This window comes from Arthrobacter sp. NPDC080082 (assembly GCF_040686595.1).
In the GTDB taxonomy this organism is placed as follows: domain Bacteria; phylum Actinomycetota; class Actinomycetes; order Actinomycetales; family Micrococcaceae; genus Arthrobacter.
The window spans coordinates 20,212-46,405 of the sequence record NZ_JBFBKQ010000001.1 but is presented as its reverse complement, the minus strand read 5'-3'; the positions used below and the strand labels follow the sequence as shown (position 1 = coordinate 46,405).

General features: G+C 68.7%; 17 protein-coding genes. 12 read left to right on the top strand and 5 right to left on the bottom strand.

Annotation, left to right across the window (positions count from 1 at the left end; all coding sequences use genetic code 11):
• Positions 1 to 69: 69 nt before the first annotated feature.
• The 6 genes from mtrB (at position 70) to secA (ending at position 9,787) form a co-directional block, all read left to right on the top strand.
• On the top strand, positions 70 to 1,938 hold the full coding sequence (gene mtrB, locus AB0O44_RS00165) for an MtrAB system histidine kinase MtrB (RefSeq protein ID WP_364134610.1): 1,869 nt from the start codon (positions 70 to 72) through the stop codon (positions 1,936 to 1,938).
• On the top strand, positions 1,935 to 3,677 hold the full coding sequence (locus AB0O44_RS00160) for an LpqB family beta-propeller domain-containing protein (protein WP_364132872.1): 1,743 nt from the start codon (positions 1,935 to 1,937) through the stop codon (positions 3,675 to 3,677). Before mtrB ends, AB0O44_RS00160 begins: the two co-directional genes overlap by 4 nt.
• 83 nt (positions 3,678 to 3,760) lie before the next feature.
• Entirely contained in the window at positions 3,761 to 4,768 is a 1,008-nt protein-coding gene (locus tag AB0O44_RS00155) for a phosphoribosyltransferase family protein (RefSeq protein WP_364132869.1), read from the top strand.
• Between the two features lie 129 nt (positions 4,769 to 4,897).
• Entirely contained in the window at positions 4,898 to 5,617 is a 720-nt protein-coding gene (gene raiA, locus AB0O44_RS00150) for a ribosome-associated translation inhibitor RaiA (RefSeq protein WP_290255687.1), read from the top strand.
• Between the two features lie 27 nt (positions 5,618 to 5,644).
• Complete coding sequence (locus AB0O44_RS00145) at positions 5,645 to 6,964, top strand: crosslink repair DNA glycosylase YcaQ family protein (RefSeq protein WP_364132865.1); 1,320 nt, start codon at positions 5,645 to 5,647, stop codon at positions 6,962 to 6,964.
• A gap of 84 nt (positions 6,965 to 7,048) precedes the next feature.
• Positions 7,049 to 9,787, top strand: coding sequence for a preprotein translocase subunit SecA (secA, locus tag AB0O44_RS00140; protein WP_364132863.1), 2,739 nt, complete (start codon positions 7,049 to 7,051; stop codon positions 9,785 to 9,787).
• Between the two features lie 89 nt (positions 9,788 to 9,876).
• Here secA and AB0O44_RS00135 read toward each other — a convergent pair whose 3' ends face one another.
• Positions 9,877 to 10,296: an Rv3235 family protein gene (locus AB0O44_RS00135; protein WP_364132860.1), complete on the bottom strand. Its 420-nt coding sequence runs from the start codon at positions 10,294 to 10,296 to the stop codon at positions 9,877 to 9,879.
• Entirely contained in the window at positions 10,293 to 11,105 is an 813-nt protein-coding gene (locus AB0O44_RS00130; protein ID WP_364132858.1) for a LysM domain-containing protein, read from the bottom strand. The genes AB0O44_RS00135 and AB0O44_RS00130 overlap by 4 nt, the downstream gene beginning before the upstream one ends.
• Before the next feature lie 212 nt (positions 11,106 to 11,317).
• Between AB0O44_RS00130 and AB0O44_RS00125 the strand changes: the two genes are divergently transcribed.
• Entirely contained in the window at positions 11,318 to 11,881 is a 564-nt protein-coding gene (locus AB0O44_RS00125; RefSeq protein ID WP_364132855.1) for a hypothetical protein, read from the top strand.
• Positions 11,882 to 11,891: 10 nt separating this feature from the next.
• Here the strand turns inward: AB0O44_RS00125 and AB0O44_RS00120 are convergent, their stop codons facing one another.
• A complete protein-coding gene (locus AB0O44_RS00120; RefSeq protein ID WP_290255681.1) occupies positions 11,892 to 12,107 on the bottom strand; it encodes a helix-turn-helix domain-containing protein in 216 nt (71 codons plus the stop codon).
• A gap of 148 nt (positions 12,108 to 12,255) precedes the next feature.
• Here AB0O44_RS00120 and AB0O44_RS00115 point away from each other — a divergent pair, with 148 nt between their 5' ends.
• The 4 genes from AB0O44_RS00115 to AB0O44_RS00100 are packed head-to-tail and all read left to right on the top strand — an operon-like array spanning position 12,256 to position 20,641.
• On the top strand, positions 12,256 to 12,897 hold the full coding sequence (locus tag AB0O44_RS00115; RefSeq protein WP_364132852.1) for a hypothetical protein: 642 nt from the start codon (positions 12,256 to 12,258) through the stop codon (positions 12,895 to 12,897).
• A complete protein-coding gene (locus AB0O44_RS00110) occupies positions 12,894 to 14,210 on the top strand; it encodes a chromosome partitioning protein (protein ID WP_364132850.1) in 1,317 nt (438 codons plus the stop codon). Before AB0O44_RS00115 ends, AB0O44_RS00110 begins: the two co-directional genes overlap by 4 nt.
• 59 nt (positions 14,211 to 14,269) lie before the next feature.
• The gene (locus tag AB0O44_RS00105; RefSeq protein WP_364132847.1) at positions 14,270 to 19,135 is read left to right on the top strand and encodes an NAD-glutamate dehydrogenase; all 4,866 of its coding nucleotides are present in this window, start codon (positions 14,270 to 14,272) and stop codon (positions 19,133 to 19,135) included.
• Between the two features lie 36 nt (positions 19,136 to 19,171).
• Positions 19,172 to 20,641: a PAS domain-containing sensor histidine kinase gene (locus AB0O44_RS00100; protein ID WP_290255677.1), complete on the top strand. Its 1,470-nt coding sequence runs from the start codon at positions 19,172 to 19,174 to the stop codon at positions 20,639 to 20,641.
• Positions 20,642 to 20,729: 88 nt separating this feature from the next.
• On the opposite strand, the gene AB0O44_RS00095 is transcribed toward AB0O44_RS00100, so the two are convergent.
• Positions 20,730 to 20,978 (bottom strand): WhiB family transcriptional regulator, encoded by a 249-nt coding sequence (locus AB0O44_RS00095; protein ID WP_003804966.1) that lies wholly within the window; start codon positions 20,976 to 20,978, stop codon positions 20,730 to 20,732.
• A 341-nt stretch (positions 20,979 to 21,319) separates the two neighbouring features.
• Here AB0O44_RS00095 and AB0O44_RS00090 point away from each other — a divergent pair, with 341 nt between their 5' ends.
• The gene (locus tag AB0O44_RS00090) at positions 21,320 to 21,700 is read left to right on the top strand and encodes a hypothetical protein (RefSeq protein WP_290256457.1); all 381 of its coding nucleotides are present in this window, start codon (positions 21,320 to 21,322) and stop codon (positions 21,698 to 21,700) included.
• Positions 21,701 to 21,755: 55 nt separating this feature from the next.
• Here AB0O44_RS00090 and AB0O44_RS00085 read toward each other — a convergent pair whose 3' ends face one another.
• On the bottom strand, positions 21,756 to 26,027 hold the full coding sequence (locus AB0O44_RS00085; RefSeq protein WP_364132843.1) for an FtsK/SpoIIIE domain-containing protein: 4,272 nt from the start codon (positions 26,025 to 26,027) through the stop codon (positions 21,756 to 21,758).
• Positions 26,028 to 26,194 lie beyond the last annotated feature (167 nt).

Below are 26,194 nucleotides of genomic sequence, written 5' to 3'. Positions count from 1 at the left end.
ACCACGGCGCCGGTGACCCCGTCGCCGGTGACCTCCGGGTCCACCCCGGAGCGGCCGGAGGATGAAGCCCTGACCACCCGCCGCGGCCGGACCGTGCTGTTCCGCGCCGGGATCTGGGCCCGCCGCGCCCGGATCGTCGCCGTCCGCGTGCTCCGCCTGGTGCTCATCGGCGCCTCCCGCACCCTGCCCGCCACCCGCTACCTGCTGCGCGCCCTGCAGCGCCGCTGGCGCCGGTCGCTGCAGTTCCGGACCGTGCTGACCACCCTGCTGCTGGCCATCGGGTCCTTCGCCGTCGTAGGCGCCTACCTCTCCAACCAGATCGCCAACAACCTTTTCCAGGAGCGGCTGGCGCAGGCCGAATCGGAGACCCGCTACAACGTCAAGCAGGTCCAGGACACCTTCGACGGCGCCCAGGTCACGGACCAGTCCAGCGTCATCACCCTGGTCTATGACACCCTGAACGCCGTCGAGGGCCGCGGCTCGGTCATCCAGCGCCGGTACGTTTTCGAGGCGATGCCGGAACAGACCAAGCCCCGCAACCGCTGGGTGGAATCCCGCGCCTCGGACCAGCTCACCATCGCCGTGATCCCGCCGGACCTGCGCAAGGCCGTGCAGCAGTCGGGCAAGGACCAGTTCTGGGCCTCCACCGAGTTCCCGGTGGGCACCGAGGACAGGCCCGGCATCGCCGTCGGCAACAAGGTGACCTTCAACGGCACCGTGTACGAGCTCTACCTCATCTACGACCTGAACACGGCGCAGAAGACCCTGGACGAGATCCAGAACGTCCTGCTGGTCGGCGCGGCCGTGCTGGTGCTGCTCATCGGCGCCGTCGCCTGGTACGTCACGCGCAACGTCGTCAGCCCGGTCAGCCACGCCGCCGTCGTCTCCGAAAAGCTCGCCGCCGGCCAGCTGCAGGAGCGCATGGTGGTCAAGGGCGAGGACGAGGTGGCCCGCCTGGGCGCCTCCTTCAACCACATGGCCGCCAGCCTCCAGGAACAGATCACCCAGCTGGCTACCCTGTCCCAGATGCAGCAGCGCTTCGTTTCGGACGTCTCGCACGAGCTTCGGACCCCGCTGACCACCGTCCGGATGGCCGCCGAGGTCCTCTACGACGCCCGCGAGGACTTCGACCCGATCAACAAGCGGTCCGCCGAGCTGCTCTACCACCAGGTGGAACGCTTCCAGTCGCTGTTGGCGGACCTGCTGGAGATCTCCCGCTTCGACGCCGGCGTGGCCATGCTCGACGCCGAACCCACGGACATCCTGCAGCTGGTGGACCACGTCCTCGAGGGCGTTGCCCCGGTGGCCGCCGAATACGGCTCCGAGGTGACCCTGCACGCGCCCGAAGGCAGCATCATCGTCGAGATGGACGACCGGCGGATCGACCGGATCCTGCGCAACCTCATCCTCAACGCGCTCGAACACGGCGAAGGCCGGCCCGTCAACGTCTCCGTCGCCGCGAACGACACCGCCGTCGCCGTCGCCGTCCGGGACCACGGCATCGGCATGACCCAGGCAGAGGCAGCCCGCGTCTTCGACCGGTTCTGGCGTGCCGACCCCGCTCGGGCCCGCACCACCGGCGGCAGCGGCCTGGGCCTGTCGATCGCCACCGAGGACACCAAGCTGCACAACGGCTGGCTGCAGGCCTGGGGCAAGAAGGGCAGCGGCTCCAACTTCCGGCTCACTCTCCCGCTGCGCCAGGGCGAGAGCATCGGGCGGTCGCCGCTGCAGCTCGAGCCGGCCGACGTCGGACTCGACGGCGGCGCCGGCAACCAGATGGTGCTGCTGAACCACTCCGCCCCGGGCGCCGTCCCCGGCACGGTACCCGGCTCGGTCCCTGTCCCGGGCACGGGCAGTGGTGCGGGCCCCGGCACGGGCGCGGACGCGTCATCAGGCGGCCCGGCGAACAGCCCCGCCGCAGGGGAGGACCAAGCATGAGGACCACTACGGGACGCACGGCCGGAAAGCGCGGCGGGAGGCTGGTCCGCTTCGCCGCGGCCCTGCTGGCAATGGTGCTGCTGCTGGGCGCCTGCGCGCAGATTCCGCGCTCCGGGCCGGTGGGCAAGAGCAGCGACGAGAGCGCCGGCAAGCCGAACAACGCCCCGGTGTTCTTCCCGGTTGCGCCTCGCCCCGGCGCCGGACCCGAATCCGTCATCGAGGACTTCTACCTGGCCGGCAGCGGCTACGAGGACGACTACGCGGTGGCGCGGCAGTACCTCACCCAGGCGTCCTCGGTGAAGTGGAAACCGGACCAGCGGGTCCTCGTCTACCGCTCGGCGCAGGTGGTGCCCACCGCCGTCGAGAACGTCTACAACTACCGGCTGGACCTGGCGTACACGGTCGACGCCGACGGGATCGCGACCCAGTTGCCGGAGGGCACCACCGAGAACGTCCCCGCGACGCTGACCAAGGTCGACGGCGAGTGGCGGATCGCGGACATCCCCGACGGCACCGCCATCCCGGAGGAGACCTTCAAGGTCATCTACGGCGCGTACCCGATCTACTTCTACGACCCGACATTCACGTACGCGGTCCCGGACGTGCGCTGGTTCATCAAGAAGAAGACCGTCAAGGCCATGACGAGCGCCCTGCTGGGCGGCCCCGCCCCATACCTGAAGGGCGCGGCGGTCAGCGCCTTCCCGGCCGGCATCAAACTGGCCCGCGAGTCCGTGCCCGTGGTCTCCGGCGCCGCCCAGGTGGACCTGACGGCCAAGGACCTCACCGACGCCTCCAACGAGGACCGGCTCAGGATGCAGACCCAGCTGGCCCTGACCTTCCGCAGTCAGCCCGACGTGATCAACGTCGAGCTGCGCGCCAACCAGGACCTGGTCCGGGTGGACGACAACGGCTCCGTCCTGCCCCCGATTCGCGACAAGGACGTGCCGGCGCGGCAGATCGCCGTCAGCAACAACGATCTGGTCCGGGTGGAGAACAACAAGATCGGACCGCTACCGGACATCGCGTCGGTCAGCGCCCTGGGCCCGCGGTTCCCCGCCGAGTCGCCGGCCAGCCAGGCCGCCGCGTTCCTGAACGCGGGCCGCACCACGCTGTACTCGATCATTCCAGGGCAGCCCGCCCGGGCCCTGGCGACCCGGGGCACGCTGTCCCGGCCCTCGTTCGACCGTTTCGACTGGGTCTGGAGCGCCGGTCCCGGGGCGAACGGTGCCACCGAGGTCGCCGCCTACCGCCCCACCGGGGTGGCCGGGGGCGCCACCGTGCCGACGGTGACGCTCACCGGCGCCTGGCTCGCCGGAGCCATTGTGAAGGAGTTCCGGGTGGCCCGGGACGGGACGCGGGCGATGGTGATTTCGTCGCTGAACGGCAAGACCCGCGTGCAGCTCACCGGCATCATCCGCAACGCGGACGGCACGCCCAAGGACCTCACCGCCCCGGTGACGCTGCTGACCGCTCATGACCCGGACCAGGGGGTGTGGGTCAACGACCTGACGGTGGCCGTGATGAAGGGGGCCGCGACGGAAAACGTCACCCCGGAGCTGCTGTCGATGACCGGCAGCGCCCCGCAGGAGCTGGCCCCGTGGGCCGGCCTCACCGGGCTGAGCGCCGGCAACGGCACGGCGGAGATCTACGGCCAGTCGGCGGACGGCATCTTCCAGCGGCTCGGCAACGGCTGGTCCCTGCAGCTCAAGGGCGCCATCGACCCGGCCTTCCCGGGGTAGGGCCCGTGGGCAGTCCCGGCCGGTTGTCCACATAGCCGTATCCTGACCCGGGCGCGGCCACGGAGACGGTGCAGGCTGGAGCCATGACCCAGCCTCCCACCGCGCACCCGCAGCCGCCGCGCCGCCGCCCGGCGCGGGGCACGGACCCGGACCTCCTCCCTGCTCCCGAGGCTGCCCGGCACCGCGGCGGCTACCGATCGTGGGCGGCCCGCCTGGCCGACTCCGTGGCGGGCGCCGTAGCCGAACTGCTTACGCTGGTCCTACCGGCGGAGTGTGCCTGTTGCGGGGCGGAGGACCGGGTCCTGTGCGCGGCCTGCGGCCGGAGGCTCCGGCAGCTGACCCGCAGGCCGTTCCGGGCCGAGTCGCGCGCCCCCGCCCTGATGGACATGGACGGTTCGGTCCTGCTGCCGGTGGTCGCGGCCGGGGTCTACCGCGCCGAGCTCGCCCAGGCCCTGCTGTCGTTCAAGAAACACGGCCAGCGGGCGGTGGCCGAGGACCTCGCCCGGTGTCTGGGCGCCGCGCTCGTGGCCGCCGGACCGCCCCCGGGAACCCTGCTCGTCCCGGTGCCCACGACGTCCGCTGCCTTCCGACGTCGGGGATTCAGCCCGGTGCACCTGGTTCTCTCCCGTGCCCGGGCCCGCGGGCGCCTGCCGCCCGGGACGGAAACCGCCGTCATCCTGCGCAAGACCCGAAGCCTGGCGGTTGCATGGAACGGGGCCAACCGGCAGAGCGGGACTGCTCAGAAAGGCGGGACGTCTCGGAAGTGCGGGACTTCTCAGAAGGGTTTGGACCGCGCCGGGCGCACCCGGAGGCTGCGCGGGTCGATGCGGATCCGCCGCGGGATGACCAGGCCGGTGCTGGCCGGACGCCCCTGCATCCTCATCGATGACGTCCTCACCACCGGCGCCACCCTGGCGGAAGCGGCCCGGGTTCTCCGCTTCGCGGGAGCCGACGTCAGGGGAGCGGTCGTGCTCGCCGCGACACGCCCGCCCGCCTCCCGTGTGTCGGAACCCGAGACCCGCGGCAGGACGCCGGACGGGTCGCAATGGAAAAAAATAAACCACAAAAGGGTGAAGAACAGGTGGCGATGAACTAACGTCGAACATGGGTACCAAGAACAGATGTACCTGTCGATAGCGGCTCGGAAAGGGGCTCGACTGTCCGTCAGATGAGCCCCCGAAGTGCCGCCGTCGTGTCACCGAAGTCATTTGGAGGGCACCATGGAGTTCATGATCAGCGGTCGCAATTTGACGGTCTCCGACCGGTTCCGCGAGTACGCCGAGGAGAAGATCTCGAAGATCAATTCCCTCGGCGACAAGGTCCAGAGGGTGGATGCAAAGGTCACCAAGGAAACCAAAGTACGGCAGATTGCAGAGCTGCTCACGGTTGAGCTGACAGTCCTGGGCCGCGGCCCAGTGATCCGTGCCGAAGCCAGCGCGGCGGACAAATTCGCCGCCTTCGATCTGGCCTACAACAAGCTTCTGGAGCGGCTGCGCCGGGCCAAGGACCGCAAGAAGGTCCATCACGGGCGGCACACCCCCAAATCCGTGACCGAGGCGACGGCCTCCCTGGAACCGGCGAGCACCCGCGAACCGATCTACGAGGAGGCGGCCCACTGGTCCGAGGCGAAGCCGGAGGAGAAATCACCCTACGAGGTGGAGAACGATCTCCCCGCCGGGGACTCGCCGGTCCTCATCCGCCGCAAGGTCTTCCCCGCGGCCTCCCTCACGCTCGACGAAGCCGTCGACAACATGGAACTGGTCGGCCACGATTTCTACCTGTTCGTTGACAAGGAAACGAAGGCTCCCTCCGTCGTGTACCGCCGCGAAGGCTGGACCTACGGCGTGATCAGCCTCGACCAGACCTGCGCCCCGGGCGAGGCTCCCCTGGAGGAAAAGATCATCGCCTATCGTTCTGAAGGAGAGCCCGCCACCGCATAGGCGGGGACAACCGACGAAGGGAAAGATGTGCCCGCGACGCTGAGCCTGAAGCAGGCACGGCGGATCGCACTGGCAGCCCAGGGATTGGACAAGGTCCGGCCCGCCGCCCCGGTAAGTTCACGGGCGGTGGGCCGGACCTTTGCCCGCCTGCAGCTGGTCCAGATCGATTCGGTCAACGTGCTGGCACGCAGCCACTACCTGCCGTTCTTCTCCCGGCTCGGGAACTACGACCGGAGCATCCTGGAACGCCTCTCCGGGGTGCACCCGCGCCGGATGATGGAGTACTGGGCGCACGAGGCCAGCTTCATCCGCCCAGAGCACTTCGAGGACCTGAGGCTGTGGCAGAACCGGAAGTGGGTCGGCGCCCATGCCATGGACCCGGAGGAACGCGGCGACGTTGCCGGCCGGATCCTGTCCGAGCTGGCTGCGGGGCCGCCGCTGACCGCCGCCGAACTCACCGCCCGGCTGGGTCACGTGGAAACCCGAAGCACGGACAACTGGGGCTGGAACTGGAACACCGTCAAACGGGTCCTCGAGCACCTCTTTGAGGAGGGGACGGTGACGGCGGCCTCGCGGACGGGCAGCTTCGAACGCCGCTACACCCTCACCTCCAGGGTCCTGCCGTCCACCGCAGTGGCCGCGGCCGCATCCGGGAGACCGGAAAGCACCGGACCGGAAAGCGGGGAGCCGGTCAGCACGCAACCGGAAAGCAAGGGACCGGAAAGCGGGGAGCAGGGCGGCGGCCGACCCGACGCCGGTGCGGCCATGCTCCGGCTGATCGACGCCGCGGCGCAGGCCCACGGGATCGGCACCCTGCGCTGCTTCGCCGACTACTTCCGCACCCCGCAGCGGGCCGCCGCGGAGGCGCTCGCCGAACTCGTCGACGCCGGACGGCTGGAACCGGTGACCGTCGCCGGCTGGGACCGGCCCGTATACCGGCACATGGAGGCGCGGCTGCCCCGCACCGCGGCCGGCCGGGCCCTGCTGAGCCCGTTCGACTCCCTGGTTTTCGAACGGCGGCGGCTTGAGGAACTCTTCGGCTTCCACTACCGGCTGGAGATTTATACGCCGGAGGCCAAGCGCCGCTTCGGCTACTACGTCCTGCCCTTCCTGCTCCGCGACGGCATCGTCGCCCGCGTCGACCTCAAAGCGGACCGTGCCGCCGGCAGCCTGCTGGTCCGCGGCAGTTTCGCGGAACCGGACGCGCCGGGGGACACCGCCGTCGAACTCGCGGCAGAACTGCAGCTCATGGCAGAGTGGTTGGAGCTGGACCGGATTATCGTGGCCCCCGTGGGCGATCTGGCGCCGGCGCTCGCACAGGCGGTGGCTGGCCTGCATCCGCTTTGAGGGAACAGGCGCGGTCCGCGCTGTGTCCCTCCCGTAGACTAAACACGCCGGAATTCGGCAGCTTGAGACTGGGAGCAATTTCACGTGGCATCACTGATCGAAAAACTTCTCCGCACGGGTGACAAAAAGACCCTGCGGCAACTTCGGAACTACGCCGACTCCATCAATGCCCTGGAAAGCTCCTTCCAGACCTTCACCGACGCCGAGCTGCGCGAAGAGACCGACCGGCTCCGTGCCCGGCACGCCGACGGCGAGAAGCTCGACGACCTGCTGCCCGAGGCCTTCGCCGCCGTCCGCGAGGCCTCCTCACGCACCCTCGGCATGCGCCACTTCGACGTCCAGCTGATGGGCGGCGCCGCCCTGCACCTGGGCAACATCGCCGAAATGAAGACCGGTGAAGGCAAGACCCTGGTGGCCACCGCTCCGGCCTACCTGAACGCCCTCGCCGGCAAGGGCGTCCACGTGGTCACGGTCAACGACTACCTCGCCGAGTACCAGTCCGACCTGATGGGCCGCGTGTACCGCTTCCTCGGCCTGACCAGCGGCTGCATCCTGGCCAACCAGGACCCCGCCCACCGGCGGGAGCAGTACGCCGCGGACATCACCTACGGCACGAACAACGAATTCGGCTTCGACTACCTGCGCGACAACATGGCCTGGGACAAATCCGAGCTGGTCCAGCGCGGCCACAACTTCGCGATCGTCGATGAGGTGGACTCCATCCTCATCGACGAGGCCCGTACCCCGCTGATCATCTCCGGCCCCGCCCAGGGCGACACGAACCGCTGGTACAGCGAGTTCGCCAAGGTTGTCCTGCGCCTCCAGCCCGACACCGACTACGAGGTCGACGAGAAGAAGCGCACCGTCGGTGTCCTTGAGGCCGGCATCGAAAAGGTTGAGGATTACCTCGGCATCCACAACCTCTACGAGTCCGCCAACACCCCGCTGATCGGCTTCCTGAACAACGCCATCAAGGCCAAGGAACTCTTCAAGCGTGACAAGGACTACGTCATCCTCGACGGCGAGGTGCTCATCGTCGACGAGCACACCGGCCGCATCCTCGCCGGCCGCCGCTACAACGAGGGCATGCACCAGGCGATCGAGGCCAAGGAAGGCGTCGAGATCAAGGCCGAGAACCAGACTCTCGCCACGGTCACGCTGCAGAACTACTTCCGCATGTACGACAAGCTCGCGGGCATGACCGGCACCGCCGAGACCGAAGCCGCCGAGTTCATGAGCACCTACAAGCTCGGCGTCGTCGCCATCCCCACCAACCGGGACATGCAGCGCATCGACCAGCCGGACCTCGTCTACAAGAACGAGACCGTGAAGTTCGACGCCGTCGTCAAGGACATCGCCGAGCGGCACGAGAAGGGCCAGCCGGTCCTGGTCGGCACCACCAGCGTCGAGAAGAGCGAGTACCTCTCCCGCCTCCTGGCCAAGGAGGGTGTCCGGCACGAGGTCCTCAACGCCAAGAACCACGCCCGTGAGGCGTCGATCGTCGCGCAGGCCGGCCGCAAGGGCGCCGTCACCGTGGCCACCAACATGGCCGGCCGCGGCACCGACATCATGCTCGGCGGCAACGCCGAATTCACCGCCGTCGCCGAGCTGGCCAAGCTCGGACTGGACCCGCAGGAGAACTCGGAGGAGTACGAGGCCGCCTGGCCCGCCGCCCTCGAGGCCGCCAAGCAGTCCGTCAAGGACGAGCACGAGGAGGTCCTGAACCTGGGCGGCCTCTACGTGCTCGGCACCGAGCGGCACGAATCCCGCCGCATCGACAACCAGCTCCGCGGCCGCTCCGGCCGCCAGGGCGACCCGGGCGAGTCCCGCTTCTACCTGTCGCTGACCGATGACCTGATGCGGCTCTTCAACTCCGGCGCCGCCGAGCGCCTGATGAGCAGCTCCGTCCCTGACGACGTCGCCCTCGAATCGAAGCTCGTCTCCCGCGCCATCGCCTCGGCCCAGGGCCAGGTGGAAGGCCGCAACGCCGAGCAGCGCAAGAACGTCCTCAAGTACGACGATGTCCTGAACCGCCAGCGCGAGGCCATCTACGGCGACCGCCGCCGCATCCTTGAGGGCGATGACCTGCACGAGAAGGTCCAGTACTTCATCGAGGACACGATCAACGCGTTCATCGACGCCGCCACGGCAGAGGGCACCGGCGACGACTGGGACTTCAACCTGCTCTGGTCCAACCTCAAGACCCTGTACCCGGTCAGCTTCACGCCCCGCGACGTCATCGACGAGGCCGGCGGGAAGTCCCGGATCACGGTCGAATTCCTCAAGGAGGAGATACTCTCCGACGCGCGCCTGGTCTACCAGGCCCGCGAGGAGCAGATCGGTTCCGAGAGCATGCGCGAACTCGAGCGCCGCGTGGTCCTCTCGGTGATCGGCCGCAAGTGGCAGGAACACCTCTACGAGATGGACTACCTCAAGGAGGGCATCGGCCTGCGGGCCATGGCCCAGCGCGACCCGCTCGTGGAGTACCAGCGCGAGGGCTTCACCATGTTCCAGGCCATGATGGAGGCCATCCGCGAGGAGAGCGTCGGCTTCCTCTACAACCTTGAGGTCGAGGTCACCCCGGCCCAGGACGTGGTGGTCGCCGACGAGTCGGGCCAGCACACCGAACACCAGGAACCGCACATCCACGCCGCCGGTCTGGAGGCTCCGGAGAAGCCGGCGCAGCTGCAGTACACGGCTCCGAGCGAGGACGGCACGGCTCAGACCCGCGTCGAGGCCAAGTCCTCCGGGCGCTCCGGCAACCCGGCGAAGGCCGCGGCCCAGGAGTCCCCGCGCCGCGCCAGCAAGAAGAAGCGCCGCTAGGCAAAGGGTCCAGCCACCTGCACCGCGGGTCCGGAACGCAATGTTCCGGACCCGCGGTGTTTTTTGTGCCGTCAGCCTGGGCTCCGGGTTCAGCCGATTTCGAGTACGGTGACCCGCCAGACGAGCCGGCTCCGCTCCAGCCGCAGGGCCACGGCCCGGACCCGGAGTTCGTCGGACACCACGGCGCTGGCCTCGTACACATCCTCGGAGATCCGGCAGGCGTGGACCGACCGCACGCACGGGTTGCGGTGCAGGCGACCCGCCGTCGGCGACGTGCCGGAGGAGACCCGGCGGGTCAGGGCGGCGCGGTGCTGGAGGGCGGTCAGGCACCGTTCGTCCAGCCGCCGGGCGAGCTGCTGCGCCGGCCGGGTGCCGGCCAGGACTTCGATGGCCGCCTGCACCGTGGAGCGGCAGAGCGCTTCGATGTCGCGGTCCGGGTCGACCGGGCGGAGTGCGGCGGGGGACTGCGGGGCGGCGTAGCCGGGACGGGGTTCAGCGAGCGGGCTCATGGGGTTCCTTCGTCGGACGGGGGGCTGGATGAAAGGGCGGGCGGGATGACCAGGACCTGGCCCGGCCGAAGCAGCCCTGGGTCGGGGCCGATGACGGATCGGTTGGTCCGGTAAAGCTCCGGCCATGCGGTCGCGATGTCGACGTCGGAGGCTAGGGGCCCGAGCTGCGCGGCGCAGAGACTCCAGAGCGAGTCCCCGGCTCTGACCGTCACCTGCCGTCCGCCGGCGTCCGGGTGCTCCGGTCTGAGTTGGGGCTGGAACAGGGCGCCCGGCGGGGCCGGGACGGGGGAGGGCAGCCACCGTGGGTCCGGCCGGGGTGGCGACGGGGCACGTGGGCCCACCGTTGCGGGGTTTCCTTGCGGCGCCCAGGCGGCCGCCACGGCCGCCGGCAGGGACGTGCCGGAGCCCCCGACGTCGGGGACGGTGGCCGCCCGGGCCAGGGGAGCGGTGACCAGCTGAAGACCGATGGCGGCCAGGGCCAGCCGGCGCATGAACGCCGGACTGAACTTCCCGGTGGCGGCGGCAGCCCGGGCACGGCCGCCGCGCTCCAGCAACGCCGAGCAAAAGGCGAGGAGGAACGAGAGCGCCCACCAGACGACCACGATCAGCCCGGCGGTGGTGGCCGTGACGCCCAGGCTGGTGTCGAAACCCACGGCCTGCCTGCGCACGGCGGCGGTCCGCAGGTGGGCGGCCAGGATCATTCCCAACCCCGTGAGCAGTCCGCCTGAGAGCAGGATGAGCGCCGCCACCACCGCATCGCCGGAGCGGCTGGTGGAGGTGCCGGCTGTTGGATGCTGCCGAATCGTCATCCCGGCCTCCTAGGGTTCTAAGTGAATGACCTATCATTTGATGCACTTTGATAGTGTTTGATGCACTTTTCATAGTGTGAACCCGTGTGCGATCGGGTGTCTAGAGCAAGCGACGGGTTGTGCATAACCTGCCGATGCCGCCCGGAGGCGGGCGAAAGCCTGCAAGGACACCCCATTGACCGAGTCCGGCGGACGCGCCTACGCTGGCCCGCATGCGGTGGGACTCCCTCTTCTCGGACCTCGAAGCGCAACTCGCCGCCGAACGACGGCTCGATTTAGATGCCGAGGTGGACGAACGCGCCCGGGTCGACGCCACCGGCGTGGAACTGGCCGACCGGCTTCGCGGCACGGTGGGTCAGGATATCGTGGTCCACCTCACAACGGGTGACATCTGCGAAGGGCGGCTCGAGCATGTGGGCCTGGGCTGGCTGGTGCTGGCGTCGGGCCGGCAGCAGGTGCTGATTCCGCACGCTGCCGCCATCAGCTACACCGGGTTGGCGCTCCAGGCGGTTCCGGCGGGGCCGCCGTCGGGCCGCCTTGGGCTGGCGAGTGCACTGCGGGAACTGGCCAGGGATCGATCGCGGCTGACTCTTCAGCTGATCGGAGCGGCGGGCTGCCCGGCCTTGCATGGGGTTATCGACCGGGTGGGAAGGGATTTTTTGGACCTGGCGGAGACGGAACCCGGTGAAGAGCGCCGCGCCGCCAACGTTCGGTCCGTGTCAACGGTGCCGTTCGGCGCCCTCGGCTCCATCCGGTCGGGGCGCGGAGGGACCTAAGTCGACGGGATCAGGAGCCTTTGGCCTTGGCTTCCTCGATCATGCGGCTGGCCTCGGCGTACCGCTCCTGGATGTATTGCTCCAGCATGGCTTCCTCCACCCGCCACTGCCCGCGGCCGCCGACCTGGATGGCCTTGAGCTGACCGCTCCGCACCAGCGCATAGGCGGCGGGGGAGTTGATCTGCAGCTGTTCGGCGACATCCGCGAGGGTGAGGAATCGGGGCATGCTCCCATTTTGCCACCGGGCGTCGACATTGATGCGGTTATCCACACTTTGCAGTTCCCGGGTTCCCGGTCTTCCCGCAGGGCCCACAATTCGTGACAATGGGGAAACCGGCGCCGGCGGCGCGGACGCACAGATGGGGGAACTGCGCATGGCGGTGACAGAGGGCGGCGGGGCCAGGCTGAAGAAGCCGTCGTGGAAAGACCCGAGGCTGCTGGTCGGCGTCCTGCTCGTGCTGGCGTCAACGGCCGGGGTCGTGTCGTTGGTCGCTGCCGCGGATCGGACCACCGAGGCCTTCGCGGCCAGTGAGCCGATCGCCGTCGGGGAGAAGCTGACGCCGGAGAAGCTGCGCCGGGTCAACGTCCGCCTCGGAGACGTCGAGGGGAACTACCTGACCCCCGAGGCGGGACTCGCCGAGGGCCTGGTCGCCATCCAGCGGATCGGCAAGGACCAGCTGTTGCCGCGGGAGAGCTTCGGCCAGCCCGATGCGCTGGCCCGCAAACCCGTGGCCGTCACCGTGGACGAGGCCCTGCCGCCGCAGGCCGTGGCCGGCTCCCGCGTCGACGTGTGGGTCGCCCTGCCGGACAACCGCAACGGCTTCAGCGAGCCCGCCCTGCTGCTGCGTGGGGCCGAGATCGCGCAACTGACCCCGGGCAGCAACGCCCTCGGCGCGCAGCGCTCCACCGTCGTGATGGTGCTGGTCCCTGACGGCCAGATGCCCAAGCTGCTGGGCGCCCAGGCCAACAAGGCCAGGATCTCGGTGGTGTGGAATCCGGGCGGAACCGGCCAATGAGCATTCCCGTCGTCACGGTCGGGCACGGCACCGAGCCCCTGGTCGGCAGCCTGGAGCGACTCCATGGCCCCGTCTCGGTGGTCCGGCGCTGCGAGGAACTGGCCGAACTCCTCGCCGCCTGCCAGAGCGGCCTCGCCCGGGCCGCCGTCGTCGCCGGGGAGGCGGGGGAGCTCACAGCCTCGCTGGTGGACCGGCTCTCCGCCGTCGGGGTGGCCGTCGTCGCCCTGACCGACAGCCCGGACGAGGCGGCGCGGCTGCGCGGCATCGGAGTGACGGCGCGCCCCATCGATGTGGCGGCCGAAGAACTCGCGGCGGTCATTGCCGCCGCGGTGGCCGGACTCTCCGCGGCCGCGCCGGAGGCCGGCAGTGACGCCTTTACCGTCGCCGCCGCGCCGCGTACTCCGGGGCACGTGGCAGGTTCCGACGGCGGGGAGCCCTCCTGGACGCAGCCGGGCACCGGAGAGATCATCGCAGTCTGGGGGCCGGCGGGGGCACCCGGGAGGACCACGCTCGCGGTCAACATGGCGGGCGAACTGGCGGCGGCCGGCCGGTCGGTCCTGCTGGTCGACGCAGACAGCTACGGGGCCAGCGTCGCCGCGGCGCTGGGCCTGCTCGACGAGGCGGCCGGCCTCGCCCAGGCGTGCCGTCTCGCGGACCAGGGTTCCCTCGATGCGGATGCCCTCCACCGTCTGGCCCTGCCGGTGGCCACGAAGGCGGGAAACTTCCGGGTCCTCACCGGGATCACCCGCGCGGACCGCTGGACCGAACTCCGCGCCGCGGCCCTGGCCCTGGTGTACAGCCGCGTGCGCGAGATCGCCGATGTCACCGTCATCGACACCGGGTTCTGCCTCGAGGCCGACGAGGAGCTGAGCTTCGACTCGATGGCACCGCGCCGCAACGCCGCCACCCTGCGCAGCCTGCAGCTGGCCGACACCGTCTACGCCGTCGGCTCCGCAGACCCCGTCGGTGTTCCGAGGCTGGTCCGCGGCCTGGCGGAGCTCTCGGCCGCCGTACCCGAGGCGCTGCCGCGGGTCATCCTCAACAAGGTCCGCCCCGCCGCCGTCGGGCGGGCGCCGGAGCGGCAACTGAAGGAGGCGTGGGCCCGCTACGGGCCGGCGGCGCCGATCAGCGCCTTCCTGCCATCCGACGCCGCGGCCTGTGACTCAGCGCTGCTGGCCGGCTCGCTGCTGCATGAGACGGCCCCCGACTCGCCTCTCCGCAGGGCCATCGCGCACTTGGTTTGTGCACCTGCCCAGCGAAAATCGAAAAGCTCTGTCTTTTCTTCCACAGCAAGCCGGTGGGCTAAAGACTAGGCTCCTGATGAGGGCTGCAACGGTGCGGCCGCGAACTTTCTTAATGGAGGCGTTTGTCGATGTCGTCAGGGTCCAGCGTGGAGGATCAACCCGTTTCGATCGGAGCCGATGAGAGGTTCTTCGCGGACTACTACGAGCACCTCGCCGAGGAGGATGCCAAGGGCTACGGCCAGGAAACGCTCTCGGCCCGCGCGCAGGCCCACCTGCGGACCGCCGGCGCCCGGCAGCCCGGCCACGCCAACATCGAGATCATCGATGAGGCGGATGCCAGCGTCGTCTACATCGTCACCGACGACATGCCCTTCCTCGTCGACTCGGTCAACGCCGAACTGGTCCGGCAGAAGTCCCCGATCCACCTGGTGATGCACCCGCTCTTCGTCGTCACCCGCAACCGGGAAACCGGCCGGCTGGTCAAGGTGGCACGGGTCCCCTCCCACCTCGGCATCTCCAGCGGCGACACGGCTGCGATGCCCAACCTCTCGCACCTCATCGCCCAGGGCGACAACGCCTCCCACATGGAATCCTGGATCGCCGTCGAAATCGACCGCGTCGACGACGCCCGCCGGGCGGAACTGATTGAGGGCCTGAACCGGGTGCTCGGCGACGTGCGCGCCGCCGTCGAGGACTGGCCGAAGATGCGCAACAAGGCCCACGAGGTCTCCGACGGCCTCGAAAAGGTCACCAACGCCGCCGACGTGGCCGGCTTGCGGCAGGCGCAGGAACTCCTGCGCTGGCTCGACGACGGCAACTTCACCTTCCTGGGCTACCGCGAATACGACCTGCGGAACGAATCCGGCGAGGACGTCCTCGAACTGCGCGAGGAGAGCGGCCTCGGGCTGCTGCGCGACAGCAGCGACACCCGCCACCAGATCCAGCACCTGACCGAAACCGGCCGCAAAAAGGCCCGCGAGAAGAGCGCCCTGGTCATCACCAAGGCGAACTCCCGCTCCACCGTGCACCGGTCGGCCTACCTGGACTACATCGGCGTCAAGAGCTTCGACGCCGCCGGCAACGTCGACGGCGAACGCCGCTTCATCGGCTTGTTCGCCACCACCGCCTACGCAGGCTCCGTCCGCGACATCCCGGTGGTGCGGGAAAAGGTCGACGCCGTCCTGCGCGACGCCGGCTTCCCGCCGGACTCGCACTCCGGCAAGGATCTGCTCGGCATCCTCGAGACCTACCCGCGTGACGAGCTGTTCCAGATCGAGATCCCGGACCTCGCCGCCATCGCCACCGGCATCCAGCGGCTGCAGGAACGCCGCCGGACGCGGTTGTTCCTCCGCCCGGACGTGTACGGCCGCTTCATGTCGGCGCTGGTCTACCTGCCCCGCGACCGCTACACCACCAACGTCCGCCTGCGGATCGAGAAGGAACTGCGCGAAACCTTCGACGCCGTCTCCATCGACTACGAGGCCCGGATGACCGAGTCGGCACTGGCGCGGTTGTTCTTCCGGATCCGGCTCCCCAAGGACGCCGACACCGCCAACGTGAACACCGAGGAACTGGAGAAGCGGCTGGTGCTCGCAGCACGGTCCTGGAGCGAAGGTATCTCCGAGGTCCTCCGCGCCCGGGCAGAGGCCGACGGCGACAACGGTTCCAAGGAACTCGCCACGGTCTGGGCCGAGGCCTTCCCGGCCAGTTACCGGGTCGACTACGAGGTCGAGGACGCGCTCGAGGACATCGCCCGGTTCGAGAAGTACGGTGCCGCCGCCGAACGCGAGGGCGGCCACGCCGCTGAGCAGCCCGGCGTCCACGTGTACCTGCCCGAGGGCGCCGGAGCAATCCTGGAGGAGGACGCCCGCGTCAAGCTGTACATGCTCGAGCCCAAGAGCCTCAGCCAGATCCTGCCGTTCTTCCACAACCTCGGCCTCGAGGTCCTGGACGAACGCCCCTTCGAAATCGAGACCGCGGACCACCGCGACTTCTTCCTCTACGACCTCGGCCTGAAGTACCCGGCCGGTGTCGACCCCGTGACGACCGGCACCCTGCTCGCGGAATCCTTCGGCGCCGCCGTCTCCGGCGCCGTCGAATCGGACAGCTTCGACCGGCTGGTGCTCCGCGAGGGAATGCACCCCCGCCAGGTCGTGGTGCTGCGCGCCTACGCCAAGTACATGCGCCAGATGGGCAACACCAACTCCTTCGAGTTCATGGCCGACACCCTCCTGGCCAACCCGGAGGTCGCCCGCGGCCTGAACGCCCTCTTCGCCGCCAGGTTCGATCCGGCCGTAAACGACGGCGACCGCGAGGCCCGGCAGGCCGAGGTCCGCGCTGCGCTCGACACGGCGATCGAACAGGTCGCCACCCTCGACGCCGACCGCGTGCTCCGCACCTTCACCAACCTGATCCAGGCCACGCTGCGGACCAACTTCTACCAAAACAAGACCCACGTCAGCTTCAAGCTCGACCCGGCCGGGATCGACGGACTGCCGTTCCCGCGCCCGATGTTCGAGATCTGGGTGTACTCACCCCGCGTCGAAGGCGTCCACCTGCGGTTCGGCAAGGTCGCCCGCGGCGGCCTGCGCTGGTCCGACCGCCGCGAGGACTTCCGCACCGAGATCCTGGGCCTGGTCAAGGCGCAGACGGTCAAGAACGCCGTCATCGTGCCCACCGGCGCCAAGGGCGGCTTCTACGCCAAGCAGCTCCCGGATCCGGCCGCCGACCGTGGCGCCTGGATGGCCGAGGGGATCGAGAGCTACAAGACGTTCATCCGCGGCCTGCTCGACATCACCGACAACGTCTTGACCACCCCCGAGGGAGAGGCCCTCGTGCCGCCGGCCGACGTCGTCCGGCACGACGGCGACGACTCCTACCTTGTCGTCGCGGCGGACAAGGGCACCGCGTCCTTCTCCGACATCGCCAACGGCCTCGCCGCCGAGTACGGCTTCTGGCTCGGCGACGCCTTCGCCTCCGGCGGCTCGGTGGGCTACGACCACAAGGCCATGGGCATCACCGCCCGCGGCGCCTGGGAATCGGTCAAGCGCCACTTCAGCGAGCTGGACCTCGACACCCAGTCCGAGCCGTTCACCGTCGTCGGCGTCGGCGACATGTCCGGCGACGTCTTCGGCAACGGCATGCTGCTCTCCAAGCATATTCGGCTGCTCGCCGCGTTCGACCACCGGCACATCTTCCTCGACCCGAACCCCAACGAGACATCATCCTTCGAGGAACGGCAGCGGCTCTTCGACCTGCCCCGCTCCTCGTGGGACGACTACAACAAGTCGCTGATCAGCGAGGGCGGCGGGGTCTACCCGCGCCAGGCCAAGTCCATCCCCGTCTCCCCGCAGGTCCGCGCGGCCCTGGGGTTGCCGGAGGGCACCACCCGGCTCAGCCCGCCGGAACTGCTCCGGGCCATCCTGCTGGCGCCCGCCGACCTGCTCTACAACGGCGGCATCGGCACCTACGTCAAGGCCAGCACCGAAACCAACGCCGAAGTCGGCGACAAGGCCAACGACTCCATCCGGGTCGACGGCCGAGAGCTGCGCGTGAAGGTGGTCGGCGAGGGCGGCAACCTGGGCATGACCCAGCGCGGCCGGATCGAGGCGGCCCTGCAGGGCGTCATCCTGAACACCGATGCGATCGACAACTCCGCAGGCGTTGACTGCTCCGACCACGAGGTCAACATCAAGATCTTCGTCGACCGGATGGTGGCCGCGGGCAAGCTCGACCCGGAAGAGCGGGCCGAGTTCCTCGGCTCGATGACCGACGAGGTCGGCCGCCTGGTGCTCGAGGACAACATCGACCAGAACATCCTGCTGCTCAACGACCGGATGCGCGTGGCCGAATGGAGCCCCAGCTACGAGCGGCTGATGGACTGGCTGGAGAAGTCGGCGGACCTGAAGCGTGACCTGGAGGCCCTGCCCACCACCGCCACGCTCCGCGAACGCCTGGACCAGGGCCAGGGCCTGACCTCCCCGGAACTTTCCGTGCTGGCCGCCTACGCCAAGATCGAGCTCGCCACGGCACTGCGGGAGAGCAACCTCGCCGAGGACCCGTGGTTCCGCCGGACGCTGCGTTCCTACTTCCCGAAGCAGCTGCGCGAACGGTTCGACGCCGAGCTGGACACCCACCCGCTGCGCCGGGAGATCATCGCGACCGTCGTCGCCAATGACATGATCAACATGGGCGGCATCACCTTTGCGTTCCGGGCCATGGAGGAAACCTCGGCCACGGAAGCAGCGGTCGCCAAGGCCTTCGTCGCACTGCGCGAGGTCTACGAACTCGACGTCATGGTCGGCGAGCTTAACGAACTGCCGGCGTCGTTCCCGACCGAACACTGGAGCACCGTTCACCTGGACATCCGCCGGCTCCTGGACCGGGCCGTGCGCTGGGTCCTCAGCCAGGGCAATGCTGCGCGGCCGATCGAGGAGATCGTCGCCGACTTCAAGCCGCTGCTGGATCCGATGCGTGCCCGGCTGCTGGAGTACCTGCGCGGCGGTGACCGCGAGCGGGTGCAGCAGTGGCTGGAGAAGGCCCGCGGCTGGGAGCTTCCGGAGGACCTGGCCCACCGCTGGGCGGAGCTGTTCGAGAGCTTTGTGCTGCTGGACATCGCCAAGATCGTTCACGCCAGCCCGGAACCGGTGGAGAACATCGCGCATGTGTACTACACGGTCTTCGACCGGTTCCACGCGGACTCCCTGCTCGAGCGGATCACCAAGCTCCCGCGCAGGGACCGGTGGCAGGCGCTGGCCCGTGCGGCCCTCCGCGACGACCTCTACTCGACGGTGTCGGACATGACGACCGCTGTCCTTGAGGCGACGCCGGCCGAGATGCCGGCTGAGGAACGCCTGGTGGCGTGGGAGAGCAAGAACGTCGAGCAACTCGAGCGGGCCAAGAGCATGTTTGACGAGGTCAACGCGCTCGAGGCCGATGACATGGCGTCGCTGTCGGTAGCATTGAGGCTCTTGAGGTCAATCGTTCGACGCTAGGATCCTGCCGGTCCCCGCGTCGCAAATGGAGGTGCTGTGGCAATCTTTACCGACCCCATCAGGGAACACGCTGATTTCGGGCCGGGGGACGCCGAGTGGCTTCATCTGCTCGTGGGGGACTGGCAGATGGTCGCCGACCTGGCCTTCGCCGACCTGGCGCTGTGGTTCCCACACCCCGAACTGGGGTACGTGGCGCTGGCGCACGTGCGGCCCTCCACCTCGCACACGGTGTTCCATACCGACTTCGTGGGGGAGGGCATCCGCTCGGACCTGAAACGCCTGGTCGACAAGGCCTGGGAAAGCCGCGTCATTGAGCGTTCCAATGAGACCAACTGGAGCAGCGACATGGCGATGCGGGTGGAGGCCGTGCCGATGGTGCGCAACGGCCGGACGCTCGCGGTGGTCACCTCGCACATGGACTTGTCCAGCTCGCGGATGCCGTCCCGGCTTGAGTTGACCTACCGGCAGTGCGCCTACGACCTGCTGCGGATGGGCACGCTCGGCCTCTGGCCGGACTTCGCCTCGCCAACCGGATCCCGGCGCGGTGCGCCGCGAGTCGGCGACGGCCTGATCCGGCTGGATGCCGAGGGGATCGTGCAGTACGCCAGCCCCAACGGGGTCTCGGCGTTCCGCCGGCTCGGCGACGGGGAATCCCTGGAGGGACGTTCCCTGGCCGAGGTCACCGCCGGGCTGCTCAAAGATCGTCGGATGGTGGACGAGACGCTACCGCTCGTGGTCACCGGCCGGATGCCGTGGCGGAGCGAGATCGAATCCCGGGGTGTCAGCCTGTCCCTGCGTGCGATCCCGCTGCGGGATGAGCAGCAGCGGTTCGGCGCCTTGGTGCTCTGCCGCGACGTCTCAGAGCTTCGCCGGCGGGAGATGGAGCTCGTCACCAAGGACGCCACCATCCGCGAGATCCACCACCGGGTGAAGAACAACCTTCAGACCGTGGCGGCGCTGCTGCGGATGCAGTCGCGCCGAATGGTCAGTGACGAGGCCAAGCAGGGCCTGGAACAGGCGATGCGACGGGTGGCCACGATCGCCCTGGTGCATGAGACGCTGTCGCAGGGCCTGACCCAGAGCGTGGACTTCGACGAGCTCATCGGCCGGCAGTTCCGTCTATCGGCCGAGGTCGCATCGCCGTCCCAGCAGGTGAGCACCCAGCGCTCCGGCATGTTCGGCGAGCTGCCGAGCGACTTCGCGACCCCGCTGGCCCTGGTCATCAACGAACTGGTCACCAACGCCGTCGAGCACGGGCTCGAGGGCCGGGCCGGCACGGTGTGGCTGCTCGCGGACCGCTCGGAGAGCGAGGACGGCGATGAGCTGCTGACCGTGACGGTGGCGGACGACGGCGTCGGGCTGCCTGCCGGGTCCTACACCGAGGGGCTGGGACTGCAGATTGTCCGTACCCTCGTGACGTCCGAGCTGGGCGGCAGCATCCAGTGGAAACCGCGCGAGGGCGGGGGCACCGCCGTGCAGGTGGTCCTAAGCCTGGCTTCGCGGTGATTCTCAGCTGACAACGACGGAAGCCCCGGACCGAATGGTCCGGGGCTTCCGTTGTGCTTTTGTGTGCCGGGGGAGCCCGGCCGGCAAGCTAGGAGGCGCGGCGGGCGCGGGCGGCGCGGCGCTTGAGGGCCCGGCGCTCGTCCTCGCTCATGCCGCCCCAGACGCCGGCGTCCTGGCCGGACTCCAAGGCCCACTGCAGGCAGGTGTCCACGACCGGGCAGCGGCGGCAGACGCTCTTGGCTTCCTCAATCTGCAGGAGGGCAGGTCCGGTGTTTCCTACCGGGAAGAACAGCTCCGGGTCCTTGTCGAGGCACGCTGCGCGGTTACGCCAATCCATGCTGATCAGTAACTCCATTCCTGGGAATTCGTTCGGCGTCTTGTGAAATTATTCACTAGAGGCTTCATAAGAAAGGGGCCCAGTGGGCCCCCTCGGTCATCTGGATTAAGCGTGTCATGTTAACGCTGCGTAAACAAGGGGTTTTAGCGGTCCATATGCCGCCGATTCGTGAGCGATGCATCACATGCATCGGCGGTCCCCCAAGTGGTTTTGACTATGTCGGGTATGGTGCCAGTGTGTCAAGACCCGCAGAGAATCCCCAGGAGCCGGTTGAGCCCGACAACACTGGCGGTTCGCCCGCCGGCGCACCGGACCCGGCCCGGCCTTCCCGTCCCGCCGGCATCGCCGTGATTTCGGCCGTTGCTGCCCTCGAGGCAGTGGCCCTCTTGGTGGCGGCCGGCTGGTATGCGCTGCAGTTGCTGACCGGAGCGCCGGTGCTTTCCTTCTGGGGTGCGGTCTTCACCCTCGGCTTGTTGCTGGCCTTCTCGGCCTGGCTGTTCGCGGTGGGCCACTTCCTGTTCCGCGGCTACCGTTGGCCGCGCGCGGGCGCGCTGGTGGCCCAGCTGTTTGCGCTCACGATCGGGTTCCCCACGCTGACGGGCGGGTACCCGCTGGCCGGGCTTGCGATGCTGGTGCCGGCCGCCGTCGCGATCGTGCTGTTGTTCGACAAGCGCGTCATCGCCTATGCCTCTCGGGTTGCTGGGTCCCCGCCGGCGCTGTAGGCACCACTCCGGGGTTCGTCGCGGGGGCGTCATCCCCGTTCGCCTGATCCGGGCTTCATCCCTGCCTCTCCTCCGGCGTTACCTCGGGGGCATTTCCTTTGGCATCTTTCCTGGACAGCGCTGATGGCTCCGGAACGGCGAGCTGAACCCACGTCGCCGTACCATCGCCGATGAGGACCGCCCGTCCGGCGGGCTGATGCGACTCGGGGTCGAACCGTACCCCGAAGAGGTCGCCGTCCATCAGGCTGCGGGGCCGAAGCAGGACGCCCTTGCCGTAAAGGCGAGCCTGCATTGCCAGTGGCACCCGCTGCTGCACAAGGGGGCCGTAGCCTGCGGTGAAGATCACCCGCCAACCCCGGCCGTTAAGGTCGCGCAGTGCGTTGTTGACCTCCGAGGTGGAGAGGTCGAGGTCGTCGGCGAGCGCCACTGCATTCCGGTCTAATGTTCCCGCGTCGGCTCTCCGATGGATCTCCGTCCAGTACTCCTGGGGTGTTTCCTTATCCGGCTTCAACCAGCTCATCAAGGGGTTCAGGGCGACGAGGGATTCCAGGAGCGTGCTCTTGCCTGTCCCAGGTGCTCCCAACACGGCGGCGACACCTGAGGCCGGGAGTTCGATGCCCGAGGGCCCGGGTTCGTCGCCTGCGAGGCCGATCCAGAATCGGCCATCGTCCCGGCCTTTTCTCCCCGCCCGGCCTCCGTCTGCCGCGCTCGCGAGGAGGCGGGAAGCCACATCCCGCACCGTGACCCGGTCTGGGAGTGCCTCCACCCGAAAGGAAAGGGCCAGCCGTGCTTCTGTGCCGACGAGGTCACCGGTCATCGCCGGCCCGGCCCACGGCGGCGGCTCGAAGAGTTGCGCCACCCGGAACGTGTCGGCGTCTGAGGCTTCGTTGTCCGGACCGTCGTCGTATTCGCTTCCGGTCGATCCCGGGTAGCGCGTCTGTCCCATCCCAACCCCGTCGTCTCGATCCTTCGATGGCGGGACGACTGGGGAGCTCCGGCCGGCGTCGGGACGGCAGCCCGCCGCGAATGGCCCGGACGCGATGACCCGGCCAGCGATAGCCCGAACCTTCGGCACGGCCGGCCACATGAGGCGGCTCTCCAGGGTCGCGGTGGCAGGGAAGTAGATCCGGTTGGGCAGAGACGCGAAGAACCTCGCTGTCACCAGTTCCCGGTCCCCTGTGACGATGACGGTGATCCCTGCTCCGGGACCGCCCCGGATCAGGTCCTGAAACAGGTCCTCGGCCCAGGCATAAGGGCCGGAACGAAACGCAGAAACCCAGGTTCCCCAGCCGTGGACGACCAGCAACAACGCCGCGGTCGGAGCGGACGATGCAGCGAGCCGGCGTGCCATCTCCTCGCTCAACCTGGCCAGGAGCCGCGCGGCGCGCCGCGATTCCCCGGGTCCCACGACTGCTCCCGCCAGCGGGTGGCTGGCCGCGCTCGCCAGAGTTCCGTCGGCGTCGAGGATGTATGCGGGCATGATTGCATCCGCAGCCCACTGGGCAAGCAGCAGCTTCAGGCCTGCGGAGAGCGTGCCCCGCCCGTGGGTAGGTCCGCCAAGCAAGGCCAGATGCCCGTCATCAGGAGGCGACCATCCCACGGTGCTCTGACTCTGGTGCTCCGGCAGGTCGACGATTCCCAAACGGAAGCCGGGCCGCCGTACCGGGCCCGGATCACCAGAGGAGCGAATGGGGGACGCCGGACCCGGGAAGGGGACGTTTGTCGGTAGGGGTGGCGCGATGGGCCGGTGCGGAAGTTCGCCGCCGTCGTCCAGCCACAATGTGCGCGCCAGTTCGATGAAAGATGCTGCAGCGTCCGCCGAATCGATCAGTGCTTCGCTGCCACGTGCTGCGGGCAGCGGGGGATTGGTAAGGAACTCTTCGGCGGTCATCACGGTGACGTGCCCCGCCCCGCTATCGCGCTCCGTTCCGGCGAGGGTGGCTGTCTGGAACTCTTCGGGCGCCGCGTTGCCCCGAATGAGGTAGGCCCGGCCGGGACTGTCGGTGGGGATAGCGGCGGCCAGCTTCGCATTCATGACGTCCAGCGACTCGGCCTCCGACTGGACCCGCAGGACGACAGAACTGGTGACGTTGGCGCGGATGTCCGCGTTGAGCGCTCCCTGGGGACGCTGGGTGGCCATGACGAGGTGGATGCCCAGGGAACGCCCGATGGCGGCCAGGCGCATGAGTTCGGAGAGCGCGGCCGGTGCTTCATCGACCAGCACTCGGAATTCGTCGACCACGAGAATGAGACGGGGGAGTGTTGTCGGCCTGTCTCCGCCGAGCCTGTAGCTGGCGAGATCGGGAACGTCCGCCCGGGCTAGAAGTTGTTCGCGGCGACGTACCTCCGCACGGAGCGAGACAAGTGCGCGGTCAATTTCGTGGCCGTCCAGATCGGTCAGGACACCGACACAATGAGGCAGCTCGGCCAGTGGGCCTAATCCCGAGCCTCCCTTGAAGTCGATGAGGAGGAAGGTGACCTCGCTCGGCGAGTGCGAGGCTGACAGAGCGAGCACGAGTGTCCGGAGGAACTCCGACTTACCGGATCCAGTCGTCCCGGCAACGAGCAGATGTGGCCCATCACGCTGTAAATCAATGAACACTGCACCGGTGGCACCTCGGCCCACCGGCACGGAAAGCCGCATCCGTGGCGGCGTAGGCAGTGACGTGGCGGCCCAACGAGCCTTCACCGAATCCCTGGTGAGCGTCAGCGTCTCCTGCAGCTCCCACCGTGCAGGGATGCCGCCCGACGCTGGGGGCACGCCCGGCTGACCACCCCGGCGACGACAGAAACTATCGAAGACAGTATCCGGGACGAGGTCGGGCACGAACTCTGTCAACCCCGAGGCCGTGGTCAGTCGGCCGCCCGTGGCCCTGAGGCTCACCGCTTGTCCCGTCCGTGCCCCGGTGGGACCGTCCTGGCACCAGGAGATGAGTTGCCAGCCCAACCGCTGAGTCTCCACCCGCAACGCCTCCGAGGCGGGGTAGCCGGGCAGGCATATGACGACACCGGGAGGACCGGCAGCCGATGAAAGAGTCCGTCTTAGTGCGGCGACGGCGTCGCCTTCCGCGGCGGTCGCGAAGATCCTCGGCAGGAACCGCGCGCTGAGAAGAAGCTTCCCGGGTGGGCCGATGAGGTATACCGAAGTTAGAGCGGCGCGGGGATAGGAGGCGAGTTGAATGACGAAGGAGCGCAGCAAGCCTTCTATGGCCTGAGTTGGCCCCGACAGTACGGTCTCGATGCCGGGATCGAGGGTGACAGGCAACCTTCCGTTGTCGGGAGGACGGAAACTGCCGGTGTCCCACGTCGGCCGCACGTTAGCCGGTTGCTCGGCCACTCCAAGCCGCAGCCACACCGGAGTTACAGCAGCCGCGCGATCGGGAAGACCCCCTGCTACATGGATGCTATCGCCGGCCGGTTCCCAGGGAACGCCGTGGCGCGCAGCTGCGGAGGCGGTCACCAGGGCGGCAACTGACGGCGCGGCCCGGCGTCGTCGGTCAGCATCCGCCAGTGCCGCGGCGGCGACTTCGGAGCGCCACTGCCGGCGGCGCCGTCGTCCGCCGAAGACCGAGACCAGCACCGGCAGGGCGGAGAAGGCGGTGAAGGCAAGGAACATCCAGGTCCCGGTGACGAGGGTCAGGATAATTCCGGCGAGCAGGGGGAGTAACGACGTTATGAGGAGCGTGGGGATGTGACCCGTGGAGGGCGGAGCCGGGAGCGGAAGGGGCGCGGAGGTATCTGCGCCGGCTTCGTCGTTTACAACAGGCTGATCGCCGGGTGTGCCGCCGAACAGGCCCAAAACCGAGTTACCGCACCGGATCTCCGCGCCTGTGATGAGCGGAACCTTCGATATTCTCCGGCCGTCTACCCACGTACCGTTAGCGCTTCCAAGATCCTCAAGAGTGGCGGACGCAGGCGTGATCTCAAGCCTCGCGTGCTCGCGGGAGAGCCCCGGATCCGGAATGACGAGGTCGACGCCGCTTCTTCCCAGACGATAGCTGCCGCGTCGCAGGGGCAGGAGCGTTCCCGCTAGAGGGCCGCCGAGGACGGCCAGTGTCAGCGTCGGCTCGGCGCTGGCGGGAAGCGAGTTTTCAGCCGAAGGCATCAGTCCGTCGACAAACACCGCGCCGTTGACCAGCGGGGGAGTTCCCGCCGACAAGTCGGATAAGGGCACCCCGGCCACCCGCAGGAGCGACGTCGCGAACTTCCTCCTGAGGGCCTCTTCGAGCCGGCTGCCCGCACAGCCATCGGGCAGTTCGACGGTCAGTTCAACCGGCGAAAGGATCGCCGACCGCGGCCCGCCCGCCAGGGTGCACTGCAAGATCATCGCAAGGATTCTTTCGCTCCTTCCTCCGCGATCCAGAGTAGGGTTTGTCGACAGCGCGGGGCGGGCGAACAAGCGGAATGTGGACAACCCAGGGTCACTGCGGAGGCCCCCGTCGCGGTGCTCGGACGCAGTTTCAGGGCCTGACTCGGGTACGCTAGAGCAGCAGA

Bases quoted from the DNA above. Each gene is read 5' to 3' on its own strand.
- AB0O44_RS00160 (WP_364132872.1), top strand. From the start codon at position 1,935: ATGAGGACCACTACGGGACGCACGGCCGGAAAGCGCGGCGGGAGGCTG.
- AB0O44_RS00155 (WP_364132869.1), top strand. From the start codon at position 3,761: ATGACCCAGCCTCCCACCGCGCACCCGCAGCCGCCGCGCCGCCGCCCG.
- raiA (WP_290255687.1), top strand. From the start codon at position 4,898: ATGGAGTTCATGATCAGCGGTCGCAATTTGACGGTCTCCGACCGGTTC.
- AB0O44_RS00135 (WP_364132860.1), bottom strand. From the start codon at position 10,296: ATGAGCCCGCTCGCTGAACCCCGTCCCGGCTACGCCGCCCCGCAGTCC.
- AB0O44_RS00130 (WP_364132858.1), bottom strand. From the start codon at position 11,105: ATGACGATTCGGCAGCATCCAACAGCCGGCACCTCCACCAGCCGCTCC.
- AB0O44_RS00125 (WP_364132855.1), top strand. From the start codon at position 11,318: ATGCGGTGGGACTCCCTCTTCTCGGACCTCGAAGCGCAACTCGCCGCC.
- AB0O44_RS00120 (WP_290255681.1), bottom strand. From the start codon at position 12,107: ATGCCCCGATTCCTCACCCTCGCGGATGTCGCCGAACAGCTGCAGATC.
- AB0O44_RS00115 (WP_364132852.1), top strand. From the start codon at position 12,256: ATGGCGGTGACAGAGGGCGGCGGGGCCAGGCTGAAGAAGCCGTCGTGG.
- AB0O44_RS00110 (WP_364132850.1), top strand. From the start codon at position 12,894: ATGAGCATTCCCGTCGTCACGGTCGGGCACGGCACCGAGCCCCTGGTC.
- AB0O44_RS00105 (WP_364132847.1), top strand. From the start codon at position 14,270: ATGTCGTCAGGGTCCAGCGTGGAGGATCAACCCGTTTCGATCGGAGCC.
- AB0O44_RS00095 (WP_003804966.1), bottom strand. From the start codon at position 20,978: ATGGATTGGCGTAACCGCGCAGCGTGCCTCGACAAGGACCCGGAGCTG.
- AB0O44_RS00085 (WP_364132843.1), bottom strand. From the start codon at position 26,027: ATGATCTTGCAGTGCACCCTGGCGGGCGGGCCGCGGTCGGCGATCCTT.